Source organism: Arthrobacter sp. NQ4 (assembly GCF_029077345.1).
GTDB lineage: Bacteria > Actinomycetota > Actinomycetes > Actinomycetales > Micrococcaceae > Arthrobacter.
In genome coordinates this window covers 308,144-329,998 of the sequence record NZ_JARETC010000003.1, presented here as the reverse complement: position 1 = coordinate 329,998, position 21,855 = coordinate 308,144, and the positions used below count along the sequence as shown (strand labels likewise).

The following is a 21,855-nucleotide window of genomic DNA, read 5'->3' as shown; positions in this document are numbered from 1 at the left end:
GCGGCCGGCGCCTTTCGTGCGAAAGGTGCCGGCCGCCGTCGGACGTTTTGGCCTGTTGGGCCTTGTTTGGCTTGTCAGGCCTTGTGGGCCGGGGCCGTCATGGTGGTGACGTCCAAGGCTTTGTCGAGATCAGCTTCGGAGACCTTGCCGTCGCCCTCTCCGACGAAGCCGAGCTTCTCGGTGGCCTGGCGGATGGTCAGGCCCTCCTTGACGGCGGTCTTGGCGATCTTGGCGGCGTTCTCGTAGCCGATGTACTTGTTCAGCGGGGTGACGATGGACGGGGAAGCCTCGGCCAGGAAGCGGGCGCGCTCCACGTTGGCGGTGATGCCGTCAATCATCTTGTCCGCCATGACGCGGCTGGTGTTGGCCAGCAGGCGGATGGACTCCAGCAGGTTGGCGGCCATGACCGGGATGCCGACGTTAAGTTCGAAGGCGCCGTTGGTGCCGGACCAGGCGATGGCGGTGTCGTTGCCGATGACCTGGGCGGCCACCATGATGGAGGCCTCACAGATGACCGGGTTCACCTTGCCGGGCATGATCGAGGAGCCGGGCTGCAGGTCGGGGATGGCGATTTCGCCCAGGCCGGTGTTGGGGCCCGAACCCATCCAGCGAAGGTCGTTGTTGATCTTCATGAACGAGATGGCGATGTTGCGCAGCTGGCTGGACGCTTCGATCAGGCCGTCGCGGTTGGCCTGGGCCTCAAAGTGGTCGCGTGCTTCGGTCAGCGGCAGGCCGGTGTCCGTGGCGAGCAGCTCGATGACGCGCTCGGGGAAGCCGGCGGGGGTGTTGATGCCGGTGCCCACGGCGGTGCCGCCCAGGGGCACCTCAGCCACGCGGGGGAGCGAGGCGTTGATGCGCTCGATGCCGTAGCGGACCTGCGCCGCGTAGCCGCCGAACTCCTGGCCCAGGGTGACCGGGGTGGCGTCCATGAGGTGGGTGCGCCCGGACTTGACGACGTCCTTGAATTCAACGGCCTTGCGCTCCAGCGACTCTGCCAGGTAGCCCAGGGCGGGAATGAGGTCGTTGATCAGCGCGGACGTGGCGGCAACGTGCACGGACGTGGGGAACACGTCGTTGGAGGACTGCGAGGCGTTGACGTGGTCGTTGGGGTGGACCACCTTGTCGCTGCCTGCGGCCTTCAGCGCACGCGTGGCCAGCTCTGCCAGGACCTCGTTGGTGTTCATGTTCGAGGACGTGCCGGAGCCGGTCTGGAAAACGTCGATCGGGAAGTCGCCGTCGTACTTGCCGGCAGCCACCTCATCGGCAGCGTCTGCAATCGCCTTGGCCAGCTCGCCGTCGAGCACGCCCAGTTCAGCGTTGGCCTGGGCGGCAGCCTTCTTGACCCGTGCCAGCGCCTCGATGTGGGTGCGCTCCAGGGTCTTGCCGGAGATGGGGAAATTCTCTACTGCCCGCTGCGTCTGCGCGCGGTACAGTGCGTTCACGGGGACGCGGACTTCGCCCATCGTGTCATGTTCAATGCGGAACTCTTCAGTGGAAGTCATGGGGCTAGCTTATGGCTCCCGGGCGCCCCATCGAAAACCGTTAAGGGAGCATCGCCGGCGGCCCGCTGGGCCGCCGGCGCAGGGTTCCTAGAGCTCGCCGATTCCGGAAACAAGGTCGGCGCGGCCCTCTGCCAGACGGTACGACAGGCCGATGACCGCGGTCCGGCCCTCCTCGATTGCGGTGGAAATCACACGCGAGCTGTCCGCAAGGCGATGGGACATCTGCTTGACGTTCTCCACCACCATGTCGTTGACCTCGGGCTGGTTGTTCCGCAGGGACGTCAGGACGGAAGGCGTAATGCGTTCCACGAGGTCGCGGATGAAGCCTGCGGGCATTTCACCGGTCTCCACGGCGTCCCGGGTGGCGGTTACGGCGCCGCAGCTGTCGTGCCCAAGGACCACAATCAGCGGCACCCCCAGCACCGCGACGCTGTATTCCAGGGAGCCCAGGACAGCGTCGTCAATCACCTGTCCGGCGGTGCGGACCACGAAGACGTCGCCGAGGCCGACGTCGAAGATAATTTCGGCAGCGAGCCGGGAGTCGGAGCAGCCGAAGATAACGGCGAAGGGATTTTGCGTCTCGACCAGTTCCGAGCGCCGTGAAGCGTTCTGGTTGGGATGGGAGGATTCGCCGTTTACGAAACGTTCGTTGCCTTCGCGCAGGCGGCGCCAGGCCAGTGCAGGGGTCAGGTTAGTAGCCATGCTTACTACGTTAAGGCGCGGCAGTGGCGGAAGGGGAAACTGTGACGGCGGGGTTGGCGTCAAGAGAAGTGACGACGGCGGCCGCGAGGGTTGAGAATTCCTCCAGCTGCGCTGCGCCGGAGAGGACAACGGTGCTGCCGCGGTAGTTCAGGACCATAGACTTTTCGCCCTTGCCGGTGTCCCGCAGTTCCCAATCCCGGCCACCGGCATTCCGCGAGCCGGTAACGGGAGCGTTCTTGGTCTGCTGGAGCAGCCAGGTGGGGTTGGCCTGCGTGGTCTGCACCAAAGCGATGAAGGACGTCTTGGGAGTCACGTAGCCGACCTCCCAGGTAGGCACCCCGCTGCCCGTCCCCGCTTCCCACCGGGCGTAATTTGCCCGGAACGCGTTGCCGGTGTCCGGTGCCACGGGTGTGAATCCCGCCACATCTGCCGCGTTCCGGGCCACCGACGCCACATCGATGTCCGGGCGGTACCCCTCGCTCTTGGGCTGCGGATTCATGAGGACAACGGGCAGGAACGCCGCGATGCTGAGCACCAGGGCAATGATCATGCCGATCACCGAAGCATTGGCGCGCTTGGCCGCGGCCGCCGGAATGACGGGCTTCACCGGGGTGCCGGCACTGTTGCCCGCGGCGCCGGGACGGCCATCGGGCTGTGCCGGGCCGGAGCTGGGACTGGTGGCTTCCTGCATGTCATTCACCCCTCTATAGTCGCCCATCCCGGAGCCGGAGTTCCATTCGGGCTGGTCCGCGTGCCCCGGCCGGCGGCCAGGCACATTTCGGGGTTGCGTCACGGGCCACCCCCAGCGCGGCGCCACGACTATGATCGATAACAGAGGAATCACCGTTCTGCTGCACCGGCGGGCGGGTTCAATGATCGCCACTCGAAGAAGAGGTTCACGTGTCACCAGCGTCCATGACCCAGAAGTACTCCACAATTTCGCCGTCCCTTGCGGTGGGCCACGACGAGCCGGACCGCAACCTTGCCCTTGAACTTGTCCGCGTCACCGAAGCCGCGGCCATCGCCGGCGGCCACTGGGTTGGCTTCGGTGACAAGAACACCGCCGACGGCGCCGCCGTCGACGCCATGCGTTCCTTCCTGCAGACCGTCCACTTCAACGGCGTCGTGGTCATCGGCGAGGGCGAGAAGGACGAAGCACCCATGCTGTTCAACGGTGAGCGCGTTGGCGACGGCACCGGCCCCGAGGTGGACGTCGCCGTCGACCCGATCGACGGAACCCGCCTGACCGCCCTGGGCATCAACAACGCGCTGGCCGTCCTGGCTGTTGCCGAGCGTGGCTCCATGTTCGATCCCTCCGCCGTGTTCTACATGGAAAAGCTCGTCACCGGCCCCGAGGCCGCAGACATGGTGGACCTGCGCCTGCCGGTCAAGCAGAACCTGCACCTGATCGCCAAGGCCAAGGGCGTGAAAGTCAACCAGCTCAACGTCATGATCCTCGACCGCGACCGCCACCGCCCGCTGGTGGAGGAGATCCGCGAAGCCGGTGCCCGCACCAAATTCATCATGGACGGCGACGTCGCCGGCGCCATTGCCGCGGCCCGCTCCGGCACCGGCGTGGACGCGCTCATGGGCATCGGCGGCACCCCTGAGGGCATCGTGGCAGCCTGTGCCATCAAGTCCCTGGGCGGCGTCATCCAGGGCCGCCTGTGGCCCACCAGCGACGAAGAGAAGCAGAAGGCCATCGACGCCGGGCACGATCTCGAACGGGTGCTGTCCACCAACGACCTCGTTTCCAGCGACAACTGCTACTTCGCCGCCACCGGCATCACGGACGGCGACCTGCTCAAGGGCGTGCGCTACTCCAAGGACAAGGTCCTCACCCAGTCCATCGTGATGCGTTCCAAGTCCGGAACCATCCGCTTCGTGGAGGGCGAGCACCAGGCCAGCAAGTGGGAAGGCTACGCCCGCAAGAATTGACCGCCAGGTCCTGCTGACTGCAAAGCCCCCGGTGCGCCACACACGCGCCGGGGGCTTTGGCGTTAAGGCCTTGGTATAGGGTTTAAGCCATGATTCCTGCTGTTGTGCCCTGTACTGACCGCGCCCTCTGGGACGAGCACGTTGACCGGTTCCAGGGGCATCCGCAACAGCTGTGGGGCTGGGGCGAGACCAAGGCCGCCCACGGCTGGGCCGTTGACCGGGTCCTGGTCAAGGCCGGGGACGAAACCATCGGCTGTGCCCAGCTCCTGGTCCGCCGGCTGCCCGTCCCCTTCCGTGCCCTGGTCTACATTCCCCGGGGACCCATGTGCTCAGTGGAGAACGCGCAGGTGGTCCTGAACCGGCTGGCCGAGCACGCCGCCCTCCGTCACCGGGGCGTGGCCCTCAGCATCGAACCGGACTGGGACCGGGATTCCGCATTCACCGGTGCCGTGGCCGCCGCGGGCTTCCGCGAATCGACCAACACCGTCCTCATTCCGCGCACGCTCATCCTGGACCTCAGCCGCTCCGACGACGAGCTGATGGCCGAGATGTCCAAGTCCACGCGGGCCAACATCCGCAAGGCCATGCGCAGCGACGTTGAATTCCGCAAGGTCAAAAACGATTCCGAGCTGGACCAGGTGCTGGCCATCTACCACCAGACTGCCGAGCGGGCAGGCTTCGGCATCCACGAGGACCAGTACTACCGGGACATCTTCCGGAACCTCGGCGACTCCTCACCGATCATCGCCGCGTTCGATGGCGAGCAGATGCTTGCCTTCACCTGGCTTTCGCGCAGCGGCGCCACCGCCTTCGAGCTCTACGGCGGCGTCTCCGCCGAAGGCCAGAAACAGCGGGTGAACTACGGCGTGAAGTGGGCCGCGCTGCAGGCCATGCGGGAAGACGGTTGCAGCCGCTACGACTTCAACGGCCTCCTGAACGACGGCATTTCCGATTTCAAGAAGCAGTTCGCCAAGCACGAGAACATGCTCATGGGAACGTGGGAAAGGCCGCTGTCGCCGTTCTATCCCGCCTACTCGAAGGCCATGCCGCTCGCCCGCAAGGGCCTCCAGCAGGCGCGCCGGCTGCTGAAAGGCGCCGCCGGGCAGGTCGGCCCGTTGGTCCGGAAACTGCGTCCGGGCAGCTAGCCGCAGGGCTAACCCGGGCAACGCAAAAAAGGGCGGCTGCGGCACTTACGAAAGTGCCGCAGCCGCCCTTTTGCTGTTGCGGGCTGCCGGAAGTGCTAGAGGCCGGTGGTCACGGCGAAGGCCAGCGCAGGCCCGGTGCTGCCGGCTACCCGGTGGACGTTGACCGGTGCCTCGGCCGCGGCGATGAACGCGCTGCCGCCCTGTGCGAGTTCCAGGTCGCCCTTGGGGGAGTCGAGGTAGACGGCGCCGGCCACCACAATGACAACTGCCGCGCCTGCCTGCGCCAGCGGGACCGGAGCGGCGTCCTGCCCCAGTTCGATGCGCTGCAGCTGGAACTCCCCGAACGGCGGACGGAACAGTTCCTGGTCCATCACCGTCTTTTCCGCGCCGAGCATCGGAACAGCCACAGGATGGAAATCGATGGTGTTCAGGAGTTCCCGGACGTCCACGAATTTGGGCGTCAGGCCGCCGCGCAGGACGTTGTCGGAGGACGCCATGACCTCCACACCCAGCCCGTGCAGGTAGGCGTGCACGTTTCCGGCGGGAAGGTAGACCGCCTCACCGGGCTTCAGGGAGATCCGGTTCAGCAGCAGTGAGATCAGCACGCCGGGATCGCCGGGATACTTTTCGTTGAGGCTGATGACAGTGCCCAGCTCGGCCTGGTAGGGCTCAAGCGGTGCCCCGGACAGGAGGGCTGCCACCACCAGGGCGGTGTCCTCTGCCACGCCCTGGCCGCCGGCGATCAGCCGTTCAAAGGCCCGGCGCAGTCCTGCGCTTTCATCCGGGGCGGCAAGATCCTCGATCAGGGCCTGGACCAGCTCCGGGGACTGGCCGCCCGCGGGGAAGGCAGCCGCAACGTGCTGCAGGATCTTTCGGGTCTCGGCCGCCGGCCGGAATCCGCACAATGCCTCGAACGGCGTGAGCGCGAAGATCATCTCGGGCTTGTGGTTGTCATCCTTGTAGTTCCGGTTGGGGGCATGGGCATCCAGCCCGGCTGCGTTTTCCCGGGCGAATCCTTCCCGGGCCTGGTCCAGGCTCGGGTGGACCTGGAGGGAGAGCGGCTGCGCGGCCGCAAGGATCTTGGCCAGGAACGGCAGCCGGGGGCCGAAGGCCGCCACGGATTCCGCGCCCAGGAAATGTTCGGGGTCGGAGGAGATCAGGGAATCCAGCGGGCTCCGGGTCCCGTCCTCCGGCAGGTGCGCCACGGACGGCGAGTCAGGGTGCGCGCCGATCCACAGTTCGGCCTCCGGGCGCCCCGACTCGGGACGGCCCAGCAGCGACGCGATCGCCGTCGTCGAACCCCAGGCGTAGTCCCGCAGGACGTTGTCAATCTCGTACAAAACCGTTCCGTTCCTTGATGGGTGGGAGCTGATGGGTGGGCCCTAGAGCGGGGCGCACTGACCGTTGGTGGCTACGAGTTGGCGGATGGCCTCCTCGTTGCCCTCCAGCTTGAGCTGGGTCAGCATCTCTTCGGTGATCGGCTCGCCGTCGGGTGTGGTGGTCACCGGCGTGAAGTCCGACGGCGAGGGCTGCCGGGCAGCACTGCCCGCGGCGGGCAGGGTGGCGGGGACAGCCCCGGCCGCCTGGACGTGTCCGGCGCCTGCCTGCGGAACTGCCGTGCCGTCGTCGGGAATTCCTGCCGACTGTGCACCCTTGGCGGATGCGGATGCCAGCAGTTGGTCCACCCGTTCGTGGATCTGGTCGAAGTCGGGGTTCGTGGAGAACGACGCATCGAAGTCCGGAGGGCCGATGGTCAGCCGTTTGACGTCCTTGCCCCGCGCCTTGATCGCGAGGTCCAGGAAACTGCCCAGCTGGGCGGAAGAGATGTTTGACTCCACCACCTGGGTTCCCGCGCCGGCGATGTCCTCGAACTTGGACAGCAGGGTGGCTGGGTCAAGCTGTTTCAGCATTGCCTCCTGCACGCACTGCTGGCGCTGGATGCGGGAGTAGTCGTCCACGTACTCGCGCGAGCGTCCGTACCAGAGGGCCTGGGCGCCGTTGAGCGTCTGGTCTCCGGCCGGAATCCACCCGAGGGGCATCCCGTGGGTCTTGGTGGCCTCGTCGAAGTAGCCGCTCATGGGAACCCAGCCGCCGGCCTTGATCCGGATGCCGCCCATGGCGTCGATCAGGGTGGAGAACCCCTCCATGTCAACAAGCACGTAAGCCTGGATTTTCATGCCCAGCGTTCCGGAAACGGCTTCCATGGTTGCCTGCGCTCCGGGGTCCGCCACACCGGGATAGAGGTCCGCGTGCTCGTTGGTGACCTCGGTGTTGATGGCGTTGATCAGGCACTCGTCGCCGCAGTCGTAGCCGTCGGGATAGATGGCCCGCATGGGGGAGTCTTCGCTGAACTGCGCGTTCTGGAAGTTCCTGGGGACGGAAATAATGGCGGTCTGGCCCGTTTGGGCGTCCACGCTCAGGATGGACAGGCTGTCCGGCCGGCGGCCCGTGCGGTCATCGCCGGCGTCGCCGCCCATCATGAGGAAGTTGTAGCGCCCGTCCACCGGCTCGATGGCGGGACCGGACGAAAAGATGTTGCCGATGGCGTTGCGGCCTACGTTCAGCAGGTAGGCGGCATACCCCATGGAGCCACTGCCCAGGACCAGGGCCACCACCAGGGCTATGCCGACGGCGGGTCGGGCCCGCGGTGCCAGCAGGACAGGGCGGATGAGGCGCAGGGTATTCAGGAACAGGAGGGCCCAGCCGAGGGCCAGCGCGGACATCACCACCACCAGCAGCAGCGAGGTGACCGGGTTGGTGGCGATGCTGATGACCAGGCTCCGGTTGACCAGCAAGAGAACCACTGCCAGCAGCAGGAGTGCCCACACGCAGAGCGTTACGCGCAGGGCCGTCCGTCCCAGCTTCCTGTCGCCTGCCACGAGTTGGGCGCTGCCCGGTACCAGGAGGGTCAGCAGGACCAGGACGAAGGCACGCTTGGTCCTGACCGCGGGAGAAGCGCTGACCGGATAGCGGACCGGGTCCGTCAGTGACGGACCGGAGCCGGTATTGAGAACGCTGCTGCTGCTGGCCATGCCCGGCGCCCTAACGGCTGCCCCGAAGGGCGCTGGAGCCGCCGGGGAAGACTTCGCTGACTTTCTGCCGCAGGTTCGCGCCCTTGCGGGTGGCGACGGCGTTCAGGTCCGCGGCGAAGTCGAGGAGATCGGAGCGCAGGGACGCGGCAAGTTCATCAGTGCCGGACGCCAGCATCCGCACGGCCAGGAGCCCTGCGTTGCGGGCACCGGCGATGGAGACCGTGGCCACGGGCACGCCTGCCGGCATCTGGACGATGGAGAGCAGGGAGTCCATCCCGTCGAGGGTCTTCAGGGGAACGGGAACCCCGATCACCGGCAGGGGCGTGACACTGGCAAGCATGCCCGGCAGGTGGGCCGCGCCGCCGGCACCGGCGATGATGACGCGCAGCCCGCGCTCGTGCGCGGTTTGGCCGTACCGGATCATCTCGGTGGGCATCCGGTGGGCGGAGACGACGTCCGCTTCAAAGGGGATGCCGAATTCGGCCAGGGCGTCCGCCGCAGCCTCCATGACCGGCCAGTCAGAGTCGGAGCCCATGACCAGGCCCACCAGGGGGCCCGCGGCGGAACCGGCGGCGGGGGTGGCTTCGGCGCTCATGCGTTCTCCTCGAAAATTGCGGAAGGTTCTTCGGTGGTAACCCGCCCGTCGCGGATGATGCCCGCCACGGCCGTGGCCCGGCGGCGGACGGAGTCCACTTCCGTCGTCGAACTGCCCATCAGGTTGACGTGGCCGATCTTGCGCCCGGGCCGCACCGACTTGCCGTAGCAGTGCACCTTGGCAGCGGGTTCGGTGGCCAGCGCCATGGGGTAGGCGGAGTACAGGTCCTGGTTGTCTCCGCCCAGGAAGTTCTTCATCACGGTTACGGGTGCCAGCGCGTCGGTGGCACCCAACGGCAGGTTCAGGACTGCGCGGAGGTGCTGTTCGAACTGGCTGGTGATGGAACCGTCCTGGGTCCAGTGGCCGGTGTTGTGTGGGCGCATGGCCAGTTCGTTGATCAGGAAGCCGGCCCCCGTGCCCGGGGTTTCGAACAGTTCCACGGCAAGGACGCCGGTGACGTCAAGCTCGGCGGCGATGCGCAATGCTGCGTCCTCAGCTGCGGCAGCAACCTCCAGCGGGATGTCCAGCGCGGGTGCGATCACCTCGTCGCAGACGCCGTCCACCTGGATGGTGTGGACCACGGGCCAGGCGCGGGCCTCGCCATCGGGGGTGCGGGCCACGAGGGCGGAGAGTTCGCGGGTGAACTCGACCTTCGCCTCGGCCAGCAGGGGACTCATGGCGGCAAACCAGTCGGCGGCTTCCGCGGCCTCTTCCGCTGAGGCGACGATCCGCACACCCTTGCCGTCGTAGCCGCCGCGGGGGGTTTTCAGCACTACGGGCCAGCCTGTTTCGTCGCCGAAGCGGACCAGCGCGTCAACGTCCGCCACGGACGCCCACGCGGGATTGGGCAGTTCCAGCCGGTCGATGGCGGCCCGCATGACCAGCTTGTCCTGGGCATGGACCAGGGCATCCGGTCCGGGCTGGACGTTGACTCCGGCATCCTGCAGGGCGCGGAGGTGGTCCGTCGGCACGTGCTCGTGGTCGAACGTCATGACATCCAGGCCTTCTGCGAAGTCCAGGAGTGTCTGCAGGTCCTTGTAATCGCCCACCGGTGTGGCGGGGACGGCCGACACTGCCGAAACGTCCTCGCCTTCGGCGAGGACACGCAGTTCAAAGCCGAGTGCTGTAGCGGCAGGGGCCATCATTCGCGCGAGCTGGCCGCCGCCAACCACGCCTATCACTGGAAAAGTCACATCTGCCAGCCTACCGAAGACGGGCCCGATCCCGCTTTTACGTCCCGGCGGGTGAACGGTATTTTCCACGGGCAGGACATAGGTCACCTGCTTCTGCGGGGCGGCTCAAAGCTTTGGGGGCTAAAATGGACCTTTGGCCGAGTGGCCCACAGTTCGTCGCGGCCATGGAGGGTCATGTTTAGTGCACTTGCAGATCGTATCCGGGGGCTCGCCTCACTCTTCTGGCGCGAGGTGGCCAAGTTCGGTGCGGTGGGCGGTGTGGCGTTCGTCATTGACAACGGCCTGACCTATTACCTGATGCACGGCCCCATGTCGGACAGCGAGGCGAAGGCGCGATTCGTGGGCGCGACCGTTGCCACGGTCTTCTCGTGGGTGGCAAACCGCTTCTGGACCTTCCGGCACCGCCGGCAGGCCAACGTGCTCCGCGAGTTCATCATGTTCGTCATCATCAACGGCATTGGCATCGGCATCTCCACCGGATTTACGGCACTGGCCAAGTACTGGATGGGAATCGACGACAAGAACCTGCTGTTCCTGGCGGGCGTGGCCGGCATCCTGGTGGCCACGGTTGTCCGCTTCTTCGCGTACCGGTTCCTGGTCTTCAACCAGGAACTGGACCAGGAGCCGGAATTCTCCCACGACCACGAAATCATCGAAGCCCACCCGCACCGCGAGCCCGCACGCGCGGCGGAGCGTCCGGCGCCCACTTCCGCCGACGGCGGCCCGCAGGCCTAGCGTTCAGCACTGCTAGCTGCCGTGGATGCGTTCGTCCGCGCGCAGTTTGTCAGTGAGGGCCACCTCGGGATGGGTCAGCACCACCGACCCGTCCCGCAGCCAGGCACCCAGCGCACTGGACAACGCTGATTCGAGTCCCCGGTCTGCGGGGATATGAACCCTGGCGCCCTCCTCATGCTGCAGGGCAAAACCGGTCAACAAGTCCCGGTGGGGGATGGCATTCCCGTCGGCGGTCCGGAGGGCGCAGCCTGCCGGATCCGGATCGGTGTGCGGCATGAACACGTCCCCGTGGGAACGCACTTCGGCCGCGTAGTCGATCCAACCCGCGGGAAGACCGCCGGCCCACCGCATGGCGAGGGCGGGGAGCGCCACGGCGATGACAGCGTCATGCTGCCCGGTGGCCGCAGCGGGATCGTCTGTGGCGAGGAAGTCGGCCGGGCCGCCGTCGAATACTGTTTCCAGGCCAAGCTGCCAGCCGGCCAGCGCCCACACCATGGCTTTCCAGTGCGCCGGAAGGGCAAGCCGCAGCCGCATGCCCGGCTCCGCATCCAGTTCGTCCTGCAGCAGGTTGCTGGTCTTTGCCACCCAGTTGTCCAGGACCCGTCCGGACAATTCCACCCGCTCCGAGTCTGGGCCGTACCACGTGAGGCGTGGGGCCGTGGAGTTGCCCGAGCGAAGGGTGCCCATCAGGTCGATTGCGGGGGTTGTCGTCATGGGTTCATCCTGCCACTCCGGTTTGCCCCGGTCATCCGGCGGCAGCTGCCTTTTCTTCGCACGCAGCCTTAAGTGATGTTAATCACCATGGTTGCTAAGCGTGCTTGCTATTTCCGCGAAGACCGGGTATTTTCCCCGCCAGCCTTGTGTTTTTGAGGGGTTTTGGGCCCTGGAGGCCGGGCTGCCGTCCACGCCACGCCGGGGCCGGGAAAAATCCCGGGCGTGGCGTGCGCAAGCTTCTGAAGCGGGACTGTCTATTATCCCGGCAACGGCTTGACTAGCCCTAGTTACACACGTGTAATTAGGTAACTAAAGCAATTGCGTAAATACCGGCACACAACCGAGTGTCCACGTATCCAGGCAGTGGCTGAAACATCAGGAGGGTCGCCGTGGGGCAAGCAGAGCGTATCCAGGAAGATGCCGTCGTGGCCGGTCAGGCAACGGCAAAGTACCGTGCGCGGGGGGTGCCCAGCGATTGGTACGTGGATCCCGCCGATCCTGATGCTGCGGAGCGGTACAACAGGAATTCCACCAGCGTCCTCGAAGAGCAGGCTACGGCGTTCCTTGCAGCGCATGAAGCCCTCCTGGACGGCGGCGCGGAGCCGGAAGACGACCTCGATCCGCCCATGGAAATTGCTGCCGCCGGGACGGCCCAGCCGGTCTGGATCGGGCTGCCGCTCCAACAGGACTTCGACGACGAAGGCGAACTGGGCTGGCAGACGGACGCTCTGTGCGCACAGACGGATCCGGAAGCCTTCTTCCCCGAAAAGGGCGGCTCCACCCGCGATGCCAAGAAGGTTTGCGGCGCCTGCAACGTGAGGTCCCAGTGCCTTGAGTACGCGTTGGCCAATGACGAACGGTTCGGTATCTGGGGAGGCCTTTCCGAGCGTGAGCGCCGGCGGCTAAGGAAGCGAGCAATCTAATTCTTCAGGATGTCCATGTCACTGCCGTTGTGGTTGCCCACAACGGCAGTGCCTATCTGCCCAGAACCCTTTCAGCCCTGGCGGCCCAAACCCGCCCGGCTGACCGTGCCGTTGGCGTCGACGCCGGCTCCGGCGACGATTCCTGCAGCCTCCTCAGGGAGGCCCTGGGCGACGCCGCCGTTGTCAGCCAACCCCGGGGCAAAGGCGGCATGGGTGCCGCCGTCTCCGCCGCGCTTTCAGCGCTGGTGCCCTTCGACGGAAACGCTGACGGTGGCCGCACGGAGTGGATCTGGCTGCTGCACGACGACGCCGCGCCCGCGCCCGAAGCCCTCGCGGAACTTCTGGGCGCCGTGGAGCGCGCACCCTCGGTGACTGTTGCCGGCTGCAAGCAACTGGACTGGCATTCCCCGCGGAAACTCATGGACGTGGGCCTTTCCACCAGCAGGTGGGCCGAGCGGCTTACCCTCATCGACGCCGATGAGATGGACCAGGGCCAGTACGACGGACGCACCGACACCTTCGCCGTGAATTCCGCCGGCATGCTGGTCCGCCGCGACGTCTGGGAACACCTGGGCGGTTTCGATCCCGCCCTCCCGGGCAGCGGCGACGACGTCGACTTCTGCTGGCGGAACCGCCTGGCAGGACACCGCGTGGTGGTGGTGCCCGCCGCCAGAATGTTCCATGTGGCGCACCGGCCGCACGCCCTGGGCAACCCGTCCGCAGCCCGCAAGGCGCAGGTCCACCTGCGCCTGAAGCACAGTCCGCTGTGGATGGTTCCCATCCATGGCCTCGGCGCATTGCTCGGCAGCCTCTTCAAGCTGGTCCTGAGCATCGTGGTCAAAGACCCCGGCCACGGCATGTCCCAGCTTCTTGCCACGTCCGCCGCCCTGGGCCGGCCCAGGGCCGTGGCCAAGGCCCGGCGGGCAGCCAAACGTACGCGGCGCATCCGCCGCTCCGTCATCCGCAAACTCCAGACTCCGCGCCGTGAGGTGTGGAGCCACCGCCGGTCCTTGATGGAGGCGCTGGGATCCGACGGGTCGGGCGCCGACCACCTCGTGCAGGATCCGCTCGCGCACCAGCCCACCGGCGACGCCGCGGACGACTTCGCCGCCCTCGCCACCAGCAAGCGCGGCTGGGTGGGCAACGGTGCCCTGGCCGCCGTCATCATCGCATCAGTGGCCTCGCTGCTGGCGCTGGCAGGACTGTTCCGGGCCCGGGCTGTCACCGGCGGCGCCCTGATCCCCGTGTCTGCGGGGCTGGGGGACATCTGGCACAACGCCAACAGCTGGTGGATCAGCCTGGGTGCGGGCCTTCCCGGCCGCGGCGATCCCTTCGACTATGTCCTGTGGGTCATCGGCCTCGCCGGCGGAGGCGATGCCAACGCCGCCATGGCCTGGCTGCTTCTGCTCGGTGCCCCGCTGTCCGGACTCACCGCGTGGTTCGCCGCGGGCGGGGTGACCGAACGCCGCCGGCTCCGTTTCGCGGCCGCGATCTTCTGGGCCGCCGCACCGGCGCTCCAGGCCGCGCTGAACCAGGGCCGGGCAGGGGCGTTGATCGCGCACATCATGCTGCCGCTGGTGGTCCTGGGCCTGCTGCGCGCTACGGGATCGGCCATTGGACACGGACGGTTCAGCGCCACCGCGGCGTCCATCTATCCGGCTGGCGAGCAACTCCCGGCCAAGGCGGGCATCAACGGAGTGCCGTCGTGGACAGCGGCCGCAGCTGCCGGCCTGGCGCTGGCGGTCACCACCGCGTCGGCCCCCTCCCTGCTCATCCCCGCTACCGTGGTCATTGTGCTGTGCGGCCTCCTGCTGGGACGGCGCGGACGGACAGTGTGGTGGGCGCTGCTGCCCAGCGCAGCCCTGGTTGTCCCCTTTGCCCTGTCCACACTCGACAGGCCGCGTGCACTCCTGGCCGACCCGGGACTCCCACTGGGATTCGACGCCGCTCCGCTGTGGCAGCAGATCCTGGGCCAGCCCCTGTCATTCGACCCCGCCGGCGGCCTCCAGGGACTGGCGGTCTTCACGGGCGGGACCGTGCCCTGGGCCCTGCTGCTGGCCGTGCTCATTGCAGGGCCGGTGGTGCTCCTTGCCATTGTGGGACTCTTCAGCGCCGGACGCCGCGCCCGGACAGCCAGATGGTTCTGGACCGGCTCCATCGTCGCCCTGGCCGGTGGATGGCTGGCAGGCCACGTTGCCACAGGGCTGAGCGCTGATGTCATGGTGACGCCATTCCCCGGACCCTCAGTGTCCGCCGCATCCTTTGCCCTCCTGGCTGCCGCCCTCCTCGGTGCCGAACAACTGCTGTCCGCGGCCGACCGGGCCTCCGGCGATGGCGCGAAGACCGCGACGGCGGCCCGCACCGTCCTGGCGCTCGGCCTGGTGGTACTGCTGGCCGGGCCGCTGGCAGGCATGGCCGCCTGGTCCGCGCAGAACCTGCTGCGTCCGGCCACCACTGCCGCACCCGCAGCCCAGGCAGGCCCACCCGCTCCATCCGCGGCGGTGTCCGGGAACGGGGGAGCGCTGGGTGCTGCGCGACTGGTGGAGGCCGCGACCGGACGCTCCCTTCCCGCCACCGCCATCGACCGCGGAACCGGTCCGGAACAGACGCGCACCCTCCTGCTCAGCACCGGAGACGACGGCACCTTCAGCGCATCGCTGATGCGCGGGTCCGGCACCACGCTGGACAGCCTCTCCGCCATCGCCTCAGCCCGAAACATCGTCGGTGCCCCCGGTGCTGAAAAAGTGCGCGACGACGACGATGTCACCGCAGCCGTCCGACGCGTTGTCGCCACCATGGTTGCGGGGCAGGGCGTGGATCCCCGTTCCGACCTCGAACAGCTCGGTGTTGGCTTCGTGGTGCTCCGCTCCGCGGATACCGCAGCCCAGTTGACCGCAAGCCGGATGGACGCAGTCCCCGGCCTGGTGGCCGTGGGGCAGACCGACGTCGGCTGGCTGTGGCGGATCAGCCCGCTGAACCAGCGGAACCTCCAGGCTGCCGACGTGGCCCACCGTGTCCGTATTGTTGACGCCGGCGGTTCGGCCACAGCGCTGGTCGCTTCCGGCACCGACGACGTCGATGCAGCTGTCCCCGCGGGGCCCGAAGGCCGCCTGGCAGTGCTTGCCGAGCGGGCGGATCCCGGGTGGAGCGCCTGGCTCGACGGGCGCAAGCTGACCTCCACCACCTCCGGCTGGGCGCAGGCCTTCACCCTTCCCGCAACCGCCGGCCAGTTGACGGTCCGCTACGAGAACCCGTGGTCGTTCTGGGCTGCTGCCGGCCAAATCGTGGTGATAGGGCTCACCGTCATCCTCGCAATCCCCATGCCCGCCCGGCGGCCGCGGACCGGCCTCTCACGGGACGAGGGCTCCCTGCGTAAGGAACACCAACATGCATGAGCACACCCCACCGGCTGCCAAGGCGGGGGCAGGCGCCGGCGCACCGGATGCTGCCGAACCGTCGCTGCCCGCTGAACAGCCGGCACCGGCAGGGAAACCCGCTTCCGCCGTTGAGCCTGCCGTAGCGGAAACCGGAGCCGGGCAGGGCCGGAAACCGTCCGGCCGCGGCTCCACGCGCATGCCGGGCGGGAAGGGCCGTGCCGCTTCCGTCGCCGGAGTGGCGGCAGGCGTCCTGATTCTTGCCGGCGGCGGAGCTGTAGTGGCCGCCGGATCGCTGATGCCGGAGCCCGCCTCCAGCCGGACGGTACCGGCGGCCGAAGCCGCTGTTCCCGCGGGGGCCAGCCTCGGCGTGTGCCCGGGCCCTGCACGGCTGCTGGAGGGCACCGAGGCCGGCACCGATGCCCAGTTCCGGCCCGAGTCGGCCACTGCGGCAACCCGGGTCAGTGCGGCAGTGCTCAGCGCCGGAGGTGTGTTGCCGGGGAGCCGGCTGGCGCACCTGGATGGGACAGCCGCCGTCGACATCGCCAAGGACCCGGGTCCGGCGCCCACCCCCGGAGCCCCCCAGGAGCTCCGTGCCGCAGTGGTGGCGGACCGCACCGTGGACCAGGTGAACGTCCTGAGCGCCAACGCCGTGGCAAACCAGAATGCGTCCGCCGCGGGCGCCATGAAATACACGGCCACCGACGGCGACCTGCAGGGCAGTGCTGCGGCTACCTGCGTGCAACCCTCGAACGACCAATGGCTGGCGGGTGCCAGCACAACGGTTGGCCGCACCTCCATCCTCGCGCTGACCAACGCCTCCAGCACACCAGCCACGGTGAGCCTTGAACTGTTCGGTTCGGGCGGCCAAATCCAGGCGCCCGGCAGCCGGGGGCTGCTGGTGGCACCCGGCACCACACGCAGCGTAGTCCTCGCCGGCCTCGCCCCCAACGAGTCCCAGCTCAGCGTGCACGTCCGCAGCGCCGGTGGACCGGTTGCAGCCTCCATCCAGCAAAGCTTCCTGCGCGGCCTTACCCCGGGCGGGGTGGACTACATCAGCCCCGGGACTGCCCCCGCGGTCCGCCAGGTGATGACAGGAGTGGACATCCAGGACCCCGCCGGACTCGCTGCCCTGACGGCACAGCCCGGCTACCGTGACGCCGGGCCGGCCCTCGAACTGACCGTTCCCGGCGCCTCCGATGCTGTGGTGGAAATCAAGCTGTACGGACGGGACGGCCAGCACGCGCTTCCCTCCGGCGGGGTCATCACCGCAAAAGCCGGTTCAACCACCGAGGTGTCGCTGGCCGGGGTTCCCGCCGGGCAGTACACGGTTGCCGCCTCATCCGACGTCTCCTTCCTCGCCGCCGCACGGATGAGCCGCGGGCTCCAGGCGGGACAAGCCTCGGATGTGGCGTGGGCGGCATCGGCAGTGCGGCTCGGCAGCCAGCACGTGGTTCCCGTCCCCAAGGGCGGCCAGCGCCAGCTGGTGTTCGGGGTCCTGGATACCAGGGCCACCATTACCTATGCCCCCATCACGGCTGACGGAAAGGTGCGTGCCGCGGCCTCCGCCGACATAGCGGGCGGCACCACGGCCTCCATCAGCATTCCTGCCCAGGCCGAGGGCGCGGACGTCGTTGGCTATGTGGTCTCCGCCTCCGGTGACGCCGCCTATGGAGCGGTGCTCGTGGGGCAGGATGGCCGCAACGATGTTTCCTCCCTGGCCTTCCTGGCTGCTGCTGCCGGCCAGGAAACGGTGCCGGTCACACTGGGCTACTAAGGCGGCCCCGGCTGCTAAGGCCGGGGCAGAGGTCCGGGTTCTGCGTGGGGCCGGTTCAGTAGCGGCGGCGGTACACGGGATCCAGGGTCTCCGGTGCCACGCCAAGCATTTCCGCCGTGTGTTCGACCACCACGTCGTGGACCAGGTCCTGCAGCTCTTCGACGCTGGAGCACGCCTGTTCCACCACGCGCCGGTACACCGTAATCATGGGTCCGTCCTCGCCTGCGGCGGGGGTGTAGGAGCCCATAGGTGGCGTGGACGCATTCGCCGCCAGCTGCTCGAGGTCCGGCGGGATTTCATCCACGCCAAACCGTACGCCGTCCAGGGTCTTGCCCCAGATGTCGTGCAGCCGCTGGGCTGAGTCCAGCACCATGTCGTCGAAGCGGTCGGCGCGCGTGCGGTATCCGGGATGGGTGGGCAGCATCACCTCGCCGCGGAGGCCGCGGCCATGCCGGTTCCGGCGCCGCCTGGAGAAGCTCCTGCCGGCGGTTTCCACGCCCGATGCCGCGGGGGCATCCGGGTCAGCCAACCGGACCGAAAAACCTGATTCATGGTTCGATGACTGCATACATCGACTGTAAACCCGGGGGAGCATTTACGCGATACATCCCCTCTGCTCCGGGGGCGCGTCGGGCCCTGCCCGCAATGCACGGGTTTTGGGTGCCGAAGGGGTAGTCTGTGATGTCGTGGGAGCTATCCGTCAATGTTCAAGGTCTGCCTGCCGCCAGTCGGCGGTAGCCACCCTGACGTACGTGTACGCGGACTCCACCGCCGTCCTGGGTCCGCTCGCCACCTATGCCGAACCGCACTGCTACGACCTCTGCGAGCAGCACGCTGATTCTTTGACGGTGCCCCGCGGCTGGGAGGTGCTGCGCCTTGCCATGCCGTCCACCCCGCAGCAGCCTGGACCCGATGACCTGCTGGCGCTGGCCAACGCTGTTCGCGACGCCGCAGCCCTCCCTCCGGAGCCCCAGGCGCCTGCCCAGCGGGCACACCATTCCGCCCTGGAAGCTCCGGCCGGCACCGAAGGCGCACGTCGGGGGCACCTGCGGGTCCTCCGGGAACCTTCCTGAGCCCCATCTGGCGGTAGGCTGGAAGCTGCACATCTTTTCCGCTACCGGCGCGAGCGCGCCCGCCAGGGAGCATGAACAAATGCCAAAGATCAGTCCCGAGCTGTTGTCCGTCCTGCGTTGCCCCGTGACCGGCTCGCCCCTGGTCCAGGAGGGGGAGGAGCTGGTGGCCACCGCCGCCGGGGATACGGGCGTCAGGAACCGGTACGCCATCGAGGACGGGATCCCTTTGCTGCTGCCTCCGGAGCTGCTGGCTGCAGCAGCCTCGGCAGGTTCCGACCAGCACGATCCCGCTGCAGCAGGGCACTAGTTCACCTGCCTCCGCACGCACAGAAACAGCAGCACGGGGACTGGACCAGGACCCGGACCAAGCAAAGGACCACCCATGACTTTTGACTACAAAGTTGCCGACATCTCCCTGGCGGAAGCCGGCCGGCACCAGATCCGCCTGGCCGAGCACGAAATGCCCGGCCTGATGTCCCTCCGCGAGGAGTTCGGCCCCACCCAGCCGCTCAAGGGCGCCCGCATTGCCGGTTCCCTGCACATGACGGTGCAGACCGCCGTGCTGATCGAAACCCTCACGGCACTGGGCGCCGAGGTCCGCTGGGCCTCCTGCAACATCTTCTCCACCCAGGACGAAGCCGCCGCGGCTGTGGTGGTGGGCAAGGGCACCGTTGAGGATCCGCAGGGCGTGCCGGTGTTCGCCTGGAAGGGCGAAACCCTTGAGGAATACTGGTGGACCGCCGAGCAGATCCTCACCTGGCCCGGAGCTGAGACCAACCCCGAGCTCGGTCCCAACATGATCCTGGACGACGGCGGCGACGCCACCATGCTGGTGCACAAGGGTGTTGAGTTCGAAGCCGTTGGCAACGTTCCCTCCGCGGATCCCGAGGATTCGGAGGAATACGGCATCTTCCTCGACGTGCTGCGCCGTTCCCTGGCCGCGGACGCGAAGAAGTGGACCCGGACCGCTGCCACGATCAGGGGCGTCAGCGAGGAAACCACCACCGGCGTCCACCGCCTGTACCAGCTGGCCGACCAGGGCAAGCTGCTCTTCCCCGCCATCAACGTCAACGACTCCGTGACCAAGAGCAAGTTCGACAACAAGTACGGCATCCGCCACTCCCTGCCCGACGGCATCAACCGGGCCACGGATGTGCTCATGGGCGGCAAGGTAGCCGTCGTATGCGGCTATGGCGACGTGGGCAAGGGCGCCGCCGAGGCCCTCCGCGGCCAGGGTTCGCGCGTGATCGTCACCGAGATCGACCCCATCTGCGCGCTGCAGGCAGCCATGGACGGCTACCAGGTGGCCAAGCTGGAATCCGTCCTGGCGCAGGGCGACATCTTCATCACCACCACGGGCAACAAGGACGTCATCCTGGCCGAGCACATGGCCGGCATGAAGAACAAGGCCATCGTGGGCAACATCGGCCACTTCGACAACGAAATCGACATTGCCGGGCTGGGACGCATCCCGGGCGTCAAAAAGGTCGAAATCAAGCCGCAGGTCCACGAGTGGGTCTTCGACGAAGGCACTGCCACCGAACGGTCCATCATTGTCCTGTCCGAAGGCCGCCTGCTCAACCTCGGCAACGCCACGGGCCACCCGTCCTTCGTCATGAGCAACTCCTTCGCCAACCAGACCATTGCCCAGATCGAGCTGTGGACCAAACGGGACCAGCACGAGTATGAGAACAAGGTCTACGTCCTGCCCAAGGTCCTGGATGAAAAGGTGGCGCGGCTGCACCTGGACGCCCTGGGCGTGGAGCTCACCGAGCTGAGCAAGGACCAGGCGGAGTACCTGGACATCGATGTGGCCGGCCCTTACAAGCCGGAGCACTATCGTTACTGAGACGTAAGGGCCCGGGCGCGTTCAAGCGCCCGGGCCGTTATTTTCTGCACGTAGGATCGAAAACATGGAGCCTGATGTAAAGCCCCGCCGCAGGGGGAGCGCCAAGAAAGTCCTTGCCGTGGCCGCCGTGTGTGTCCTGGCTGCCGTTGGCGGGGTTTTCGCAGCCGTCGCTCCAGGCCTTGCGGGCGGACCCCTGGAATCCGAGGCAGGCTCCGCACTGCGGACATCGCCGGGCATTGCATCGCCCGTTGTGCCGCCGGTCAAGCTTGACGCGGCCCCGGCCAACGGTGCCAAGCAGGTCAATCCCGCCGCCCCAGTGTCGCTGAAGGTAGGCAACGGGATCATCCAGCGCGTCACCCTCGCCAGCACCGCCGGGAAGACCATTGACGGCAGCATTGACGCCAGTGGGACGTCGTGGTCCGCCACGGCTCCCTTGGAGTTCAACACCGAGTACAGCTACACGTACGTGGTCAAGGACTCTGCAGGGCGCGAAACCAGCACCACCCAGTCCTTCAATACCGTCTCCAGCTCGCATGAGGCGGACGCCGCCATCTATCCGCTGAACGGCATGAAGGTTGGCGTCGGCCAGCCCCTGCAGATCATCTTCAGTGAGCCCGTGACCAACCGTGCCGCCGTCGAAAAGGCCATCAAGGTCACCACCACGGCAGGACAGGCCGGGGCATTCCACTGGTACAGCGACACCATGGTTCGGTACCGGCCCGAAAACTTCTGGGCGGCGAACTCCACCATCACCATGGACATGCAGCTCTTCGGCGTCGACCTTGGAAACGGGCAGATCGCGAACTTCAATAAGAAGGTGAACGTCAACATTGGGGACAAGAAGGTGGCCATCGCGGACGCCACCGCCCACACGTTCACGCTGAGCGTCAACGACCAGCCCGTCAAGACGCTCCCCGTCAGCATGGGGGACAAGCGCTTCCCGTCCGCCAAGGGATACGCGGTGCTGATGGAGAAGAACCGGTTCGATCACTTCAGGGCTGCCAGCATCGGCCTGAAACCGGATGACCCCGCCTACTATGGTGAGGCCGACGTCGAATACACCATCCGCCTCACGCTGAGCGGCGCCTACATCCACCAGGCACTCGAGTCTGCCTATCCGTATATCGGGAACACCAATGTGTCCCACGGCTGCATCGGGTTCCTTCCGGACGGGGCAGCCTGGGTGTTCGACAACATGGGAACCGGCGACGTCGTCCAGATCATCAACACAGAGGGTGACTACGCGGCGAACACCGACGGGTATGGCGACTGGAACATTCCCTGGAGCGAGTACGACAACTAA

The 21,855-nt window shown here is 67.2% G+C and carries 19 protein-coding genes; 10 read left to right on the top strand and 9 right to left on the bottom strand.

Annotated features, from left to right (window positions below):
* Nucleotides 1–74: 74 nt before the first annotated feature.
* From PUN51_RS07865 to PUN51_RS07855, 3 genes are all read right to left on the bottom strand, one after another.
* Nucleotides 75–1,502: a class II fumarate hydratase gene (locus PUN51_RS07865; RefSeq protein ID WP_159632527.1), complete on the bottom strand. Its 1,428-nt coding sequence runs from the start codon at nucleotides 1,500–1,502 to the stop codon at nucleotides 75–77.
* 87 nt (nucleotides 1,503–1,589) lie between these two features.
* The gene (locus PUN51_RS07860) at nucleotides 1,590–2,204 is read right to left on the bottom strand and encodes a carbonic anhydrase (RefSeq protein WP_159632526.1); all 615 of its coding nucleotides are present in this window, start codon (nucleotides 2,202–2,204) and stop codon (nucleotides 1,590–1,592) included.
* A gap of 10 nt (nucleotides 2,205–2,214) precedes the next feature.
* On the bottom strand, nucleotides 2,215–2,895 hold the full coding sequence (locus PUN51_RS07855) for a DUF4245 domain-containing protein (protein WP_224027291.1): 681 nt from the start codon (nucleotides 2,893–2,895) through the stop codon (nucleotides 2,215–2,217).
* Between the two features lie 224 nt (nucleotides 2,896–3,119).
* On the opposite strand from PUN51_RS07855, the gene glpX reads away from it, so the two are divergent.
* Complete coding sequence (gene glpX / locus PUN51_RS07850) at nucleotides 3,120–4,142, top strand: class II fructose-bisphosphatase (RefSeq protein WP_200830737.1); 1,023 nt, start codon at nucleotides 3,120–3,122, stop codon at nucleotides 4,140–4,142.
* Between the two features lie 89 nt (nucleotides 4,143–4,231).
* On the top strand, nucleotides 4,232–5,287 hold the full coding sequence (locus PUN51_RS07845; RefSeq protein ID WP_275180411.1) for a lipid II:glycine glycyltransferase FemX: 1,056 nt from the start codon (nucleotides 4,232–4,234) through the stop codon (nucleotides 5,285–5,287).
* Nucleotides 5,288–5,382: 95 nt separating this feature from the next.
* Here PUN51_RS07845 and manA read toward each other — a convergent pair whose 3' ends face one another.
* From manA to PUN51_RS07825, 4 genes are read right to left on the bottom strand one after another with little or no spacing between them, the layout of a single operon-like run.
* Entirely contained in the window at nucleotides 5,383–6,627 is a 1,245-nt protein-coding gene (gene manA, locus PUN51_RS07840) for a mannose-6-phosphate isomerase, class I (protein ID WP_275180410.1), read from the bottom strand.
* 42 nt (nucleotides 6,628–6,669) lie between these two features.
* Nucleotides 6,670–8,319, bottom strand: coding sequence for an LCP family protein (locus PUN51_RS07835; RefSeq protein WP_275180409.1), 1,650 nt, complete (start codon nucleotides 8,317–8,319; stop codon nucleotides 6,670–6,672).
* Between the two features lie 10 nt (nucleotides 8,320–8,329).
* Nucleotides 8,330–8,914, bottom strand: coding sequence for a 5-(carboxyamino)imidazole ribonucleotide mutase (purE, locus tag PUN51_RS07830; protein ID WP_159632521.1), 585 nt, complete (start codon nucleotides 8,912–8,914; stop codon nucleotides 8,330–8,332).
* Nucleotides 8,911–10,107, bottom strand: coding sequence for a 5-(carboxyamino)imidazole ribonucleotide synthase (locus tag PUN51_RS07825; protein WP_224025459.1), 1,197 nt, complete (start codon nucleotides 10,105–10,107; stop codon nucleotides 8,911–8,913). Before PUN51_RS07825 ends, purE begins: the two co-directional genes overlap by 4 nt.
* Before the next feature lie 174 nt (nucleotides 10,108–10,281).
* On the opposite strand from PUN51_RS07825, the gene PUN51_RS07820 reads away from it, so the two are divergent.
* Nucleotides 10,282–10,842 carry a GtrA family protein gene (locus PUN51_RS07820; RefSeq protein WP_159632519.1) on the top strand — a complete coding sequence of 187 codons (561 nt, stop codon included), beginning with the start codon at nucleotides 10,282–10,284 and terminating at the stop codon, nucleotides 10,840–10,842.
* A gap of 12 nt (nucleotides 10,843–10,854) precedes the next feature.
* Here the strand turns inward: PUN51_RS07820 and PUN51_RS07815 are convergent, their stop codons facing one another.
* Nucleotides 10,855–11,556, bottom strand: coding sequence for a TIGR03089 family protein (locus PUN51_RS07815; RefSeq protein ID WP_159632518.1), 702 nt, complete (start codon nucleotides 11,554–11,556; stop codon nucleotides 10,855–10,857).
* Nucleotides 11,557–11,945: 389 nt separating this feature from the next.
* Between PUN51_RS07815 and PUN51_RS07810 the strand changes: the two genes are divergently transcribed.
* Genes PUN51_RS07810 through PUN51_RS07800 form a run of 3 tightly spaced genes read left to right on the top strand, consistent with a single transcriptional unit; the run spans nucleotide 11,946 to nucleotide 17,630 of the window.
* Entirely contained in the window at nucleotides 11,946–12,479 is a 534-nt protein-coding gene (locus PUN51_RS07810) for a WhiB family transcriptional regulator (RefSeq protein ID WP_275180408.1), read from the top strand.
* Nucleotides 12,480–12,508: 29 nt separating this feature from the next.
* Nucleotides 12,509–15,874, top strand: coding sequence for a glycosyltransferase family 2 protein (locus PUN51_RS07805; RefSeq protein WP_374114921.1), 3,366 nt, complete (start codon nucleotides 12,509–12,511; stop codon nucleotides 15,872–15,874).
* The gene (locus tag PUN51_RS07800; RefSeq protein ID WP_275180407.1) at nucleotides 15,867–17,630 is read left to right on the top strand and encodes a DUF5719 family protein; all 1,764 of its coding nucleotides are present in this window, start codon (nucleotides 15,867–15,869) and stop codon (nucleotides 17,628–17,630) included. Before PUN51_RS07805 ends, PUN51_RS07800 begins: the two co-directional genes overlap by 8 nt.
* Nucleotides 17,631–17,685: 55 nt before the next feature.
* Here the strand turns inward: PUN51_RS07800 and PUN51_RS07795 are convergent, their stop codons facing one another.
* Nucleotides 17,686–18,198: a metallopeptidase family protein gene (locus PUN51_RS07795; protein WP_159632514.1), complete on the bottom strand. Its 513-nt coding sequence runs from the start codon at nucleotides 18,196–18,198 to the stop codon at nucleotides 17,686–17,688.
* Nucleotides 18,199–18,316: 118 nt separating this feature from the next.
* On the opposite strand from PUN51_RS07795, the gene PUN51_RS07790 reads away from it, so the two are divergent.
* The 4 genes from PUN51_RS07790 to PUN51_RS07775 all read left to right on the top strand — a co-directional run bounded on the left by PUN51_RS07790 (nucleotide 18,317) and on the right by PUN51_RS07775 (nucleotide 21,855).
* On the top strand, nucleotides 18,317–18,703 hold the full coding sequence (locus PUN51_RS07790) for a DUF3499 domain-containing protein (RefSeq protein WP_159632513.1): 387 nt from the start codon (nucleotides 18,317–18,319) through the stop codon (nucleotides 18,701–18,703).
* 79 nt (nucleotides 18,704–18,782) lie between these two features.
* On the top strand, nucleotides 18,783–19,010 hold the full coding sequence (locus PUN51_RS07785) for a Trm112 family protein (protein ID WP_159632512.1): 228 nt from the start codon (nucleotides 18,783–18,785) through the stop codon (nucleotides 19,008–19,010).
* A gap of 75 nt (nucleotides 19,011–19,085) precedes the next feature.
* Entirely contained in the window at nucleotides 19,086–20,552 is a 1,467-nt protein-coding gene (ahcY, locus tag PUN51_RS07780; protein WP_159632511.1) for an adenosylhomocysteinase, read from the top strand.
* A gap of 64 nt (nucleotides 20,553–20,616) precedes the next feature.
* Nucleotides 20,617–21,855 carry a L,D-transpeptidase gene (locus PUN51_RS07775; RefSeq protein WP_159632510.1) on the top strand — a complete coding sequence of 413 codons (1,239 nt, stop codon included), beginning with the start codon at nucleotides 20,617–20,619 and terminating at the stop codon, nucleotides 21,853–21,855.

Bases quoted from the DNA above. Each gene is read 5' to 3' on its own strand.
- PUN51_RS07865 (WP_159632527.1), bottom strand. From the start codon at position 1,502: ATGACTTCCACTGAAGAGTTCCGCATTGAACATGACACGATGGGCGAA.
- PUN51_RS07860 (WP_159632526.1), bottom strand. From the start codon at position 2,204: ATGGCTACTAACCTGACCCCTGCACTGGCCTGGCGCCGCCTGCGCGAA.
- PUN51_RS07855 (WP_224027291.1), bottom strand. From the start codon at position 2,895: ATGCAGGAAGCCACCAGTCCCAGCTCCGGCCCGGCACAGCCCGATGGC.
- glpX (WP_200830737.1), top strand. From the start codon at position 3,120: ATGACCCAGAAGTACTCCACAATTTCGCCGTCCCTTGCGGTGGGCCAC.
- PUN51_RS07845 (WP_275180411.1), top strand. From the start codon at position 4,232: ATGATTCCTGCTGTTGTGCCCTGTACTGACCGCGCCCTCTGGGACGAG.
- PUN51_RS07835 (WP_275180409.1), bottom strand. From the start codon at position 8,319: ATGGCCAGCAGCAGCAGCGTTCTCAATACCGGCTCCGGTCCGTCACTG.
- purE (WP_159632521.1), bottom strand. From the start codon at position 8,914: ATGAGCGCCGAAGCCACCCCCGCCGCCGGTTCCGCCGCGGGCCCCCTG.
- PUN51_RS07820 (WP_159632519.1), top strand. From the start codon at position 10,282: ATGTTTAGTGCACTTGCAGATCGTATCCGGGGGCTCGCCTCACTCTTC.
- PUN51_RS07815 (WP_159632518.1), bottom strand. From the start codon at position 11,556: ATGACGACAACCCCCGCAATCGACCTGATGGGCACCCTTCGCTCGGGC.
- PUN51_RS07800 (WP_275180407.1), top strand. From the start codon at position 15,867: ATGCATGAGCACACCCCACCGGCTGCCAAGGCGGGGGCAGGCGCCGGC.
- PUN51_RS07795 (WP_159632514.1), bottom strand. From the start codon at position 18,198: ATGCAGTCATCGAACCATGAATCAGGTTTTTCGGTCCGGTTGGCTGAC.
- PUN51_RS07785 (WP_159632512.1), top strand. From the start codon at position 18,783: ATGCCAAAGATCAGTCCCGAGCTGTTGTCCGTCCTGCGTTGCCCCGTG.
- ahcY (WP_159632511.1), top strand. From the start codon at position 19,086: ATGACTTTTGACTACAAAGTTGCCGACATCTCCCTGGCGGAAGCCGGC.
- PUN51_RS07775 (WP_159632510.1), top strand. From the start codon at position 20,617: ATGGAGCCTGATGTAAAGCCCCGCCGCAGGGGGAGCGCCAAGAAAGTC.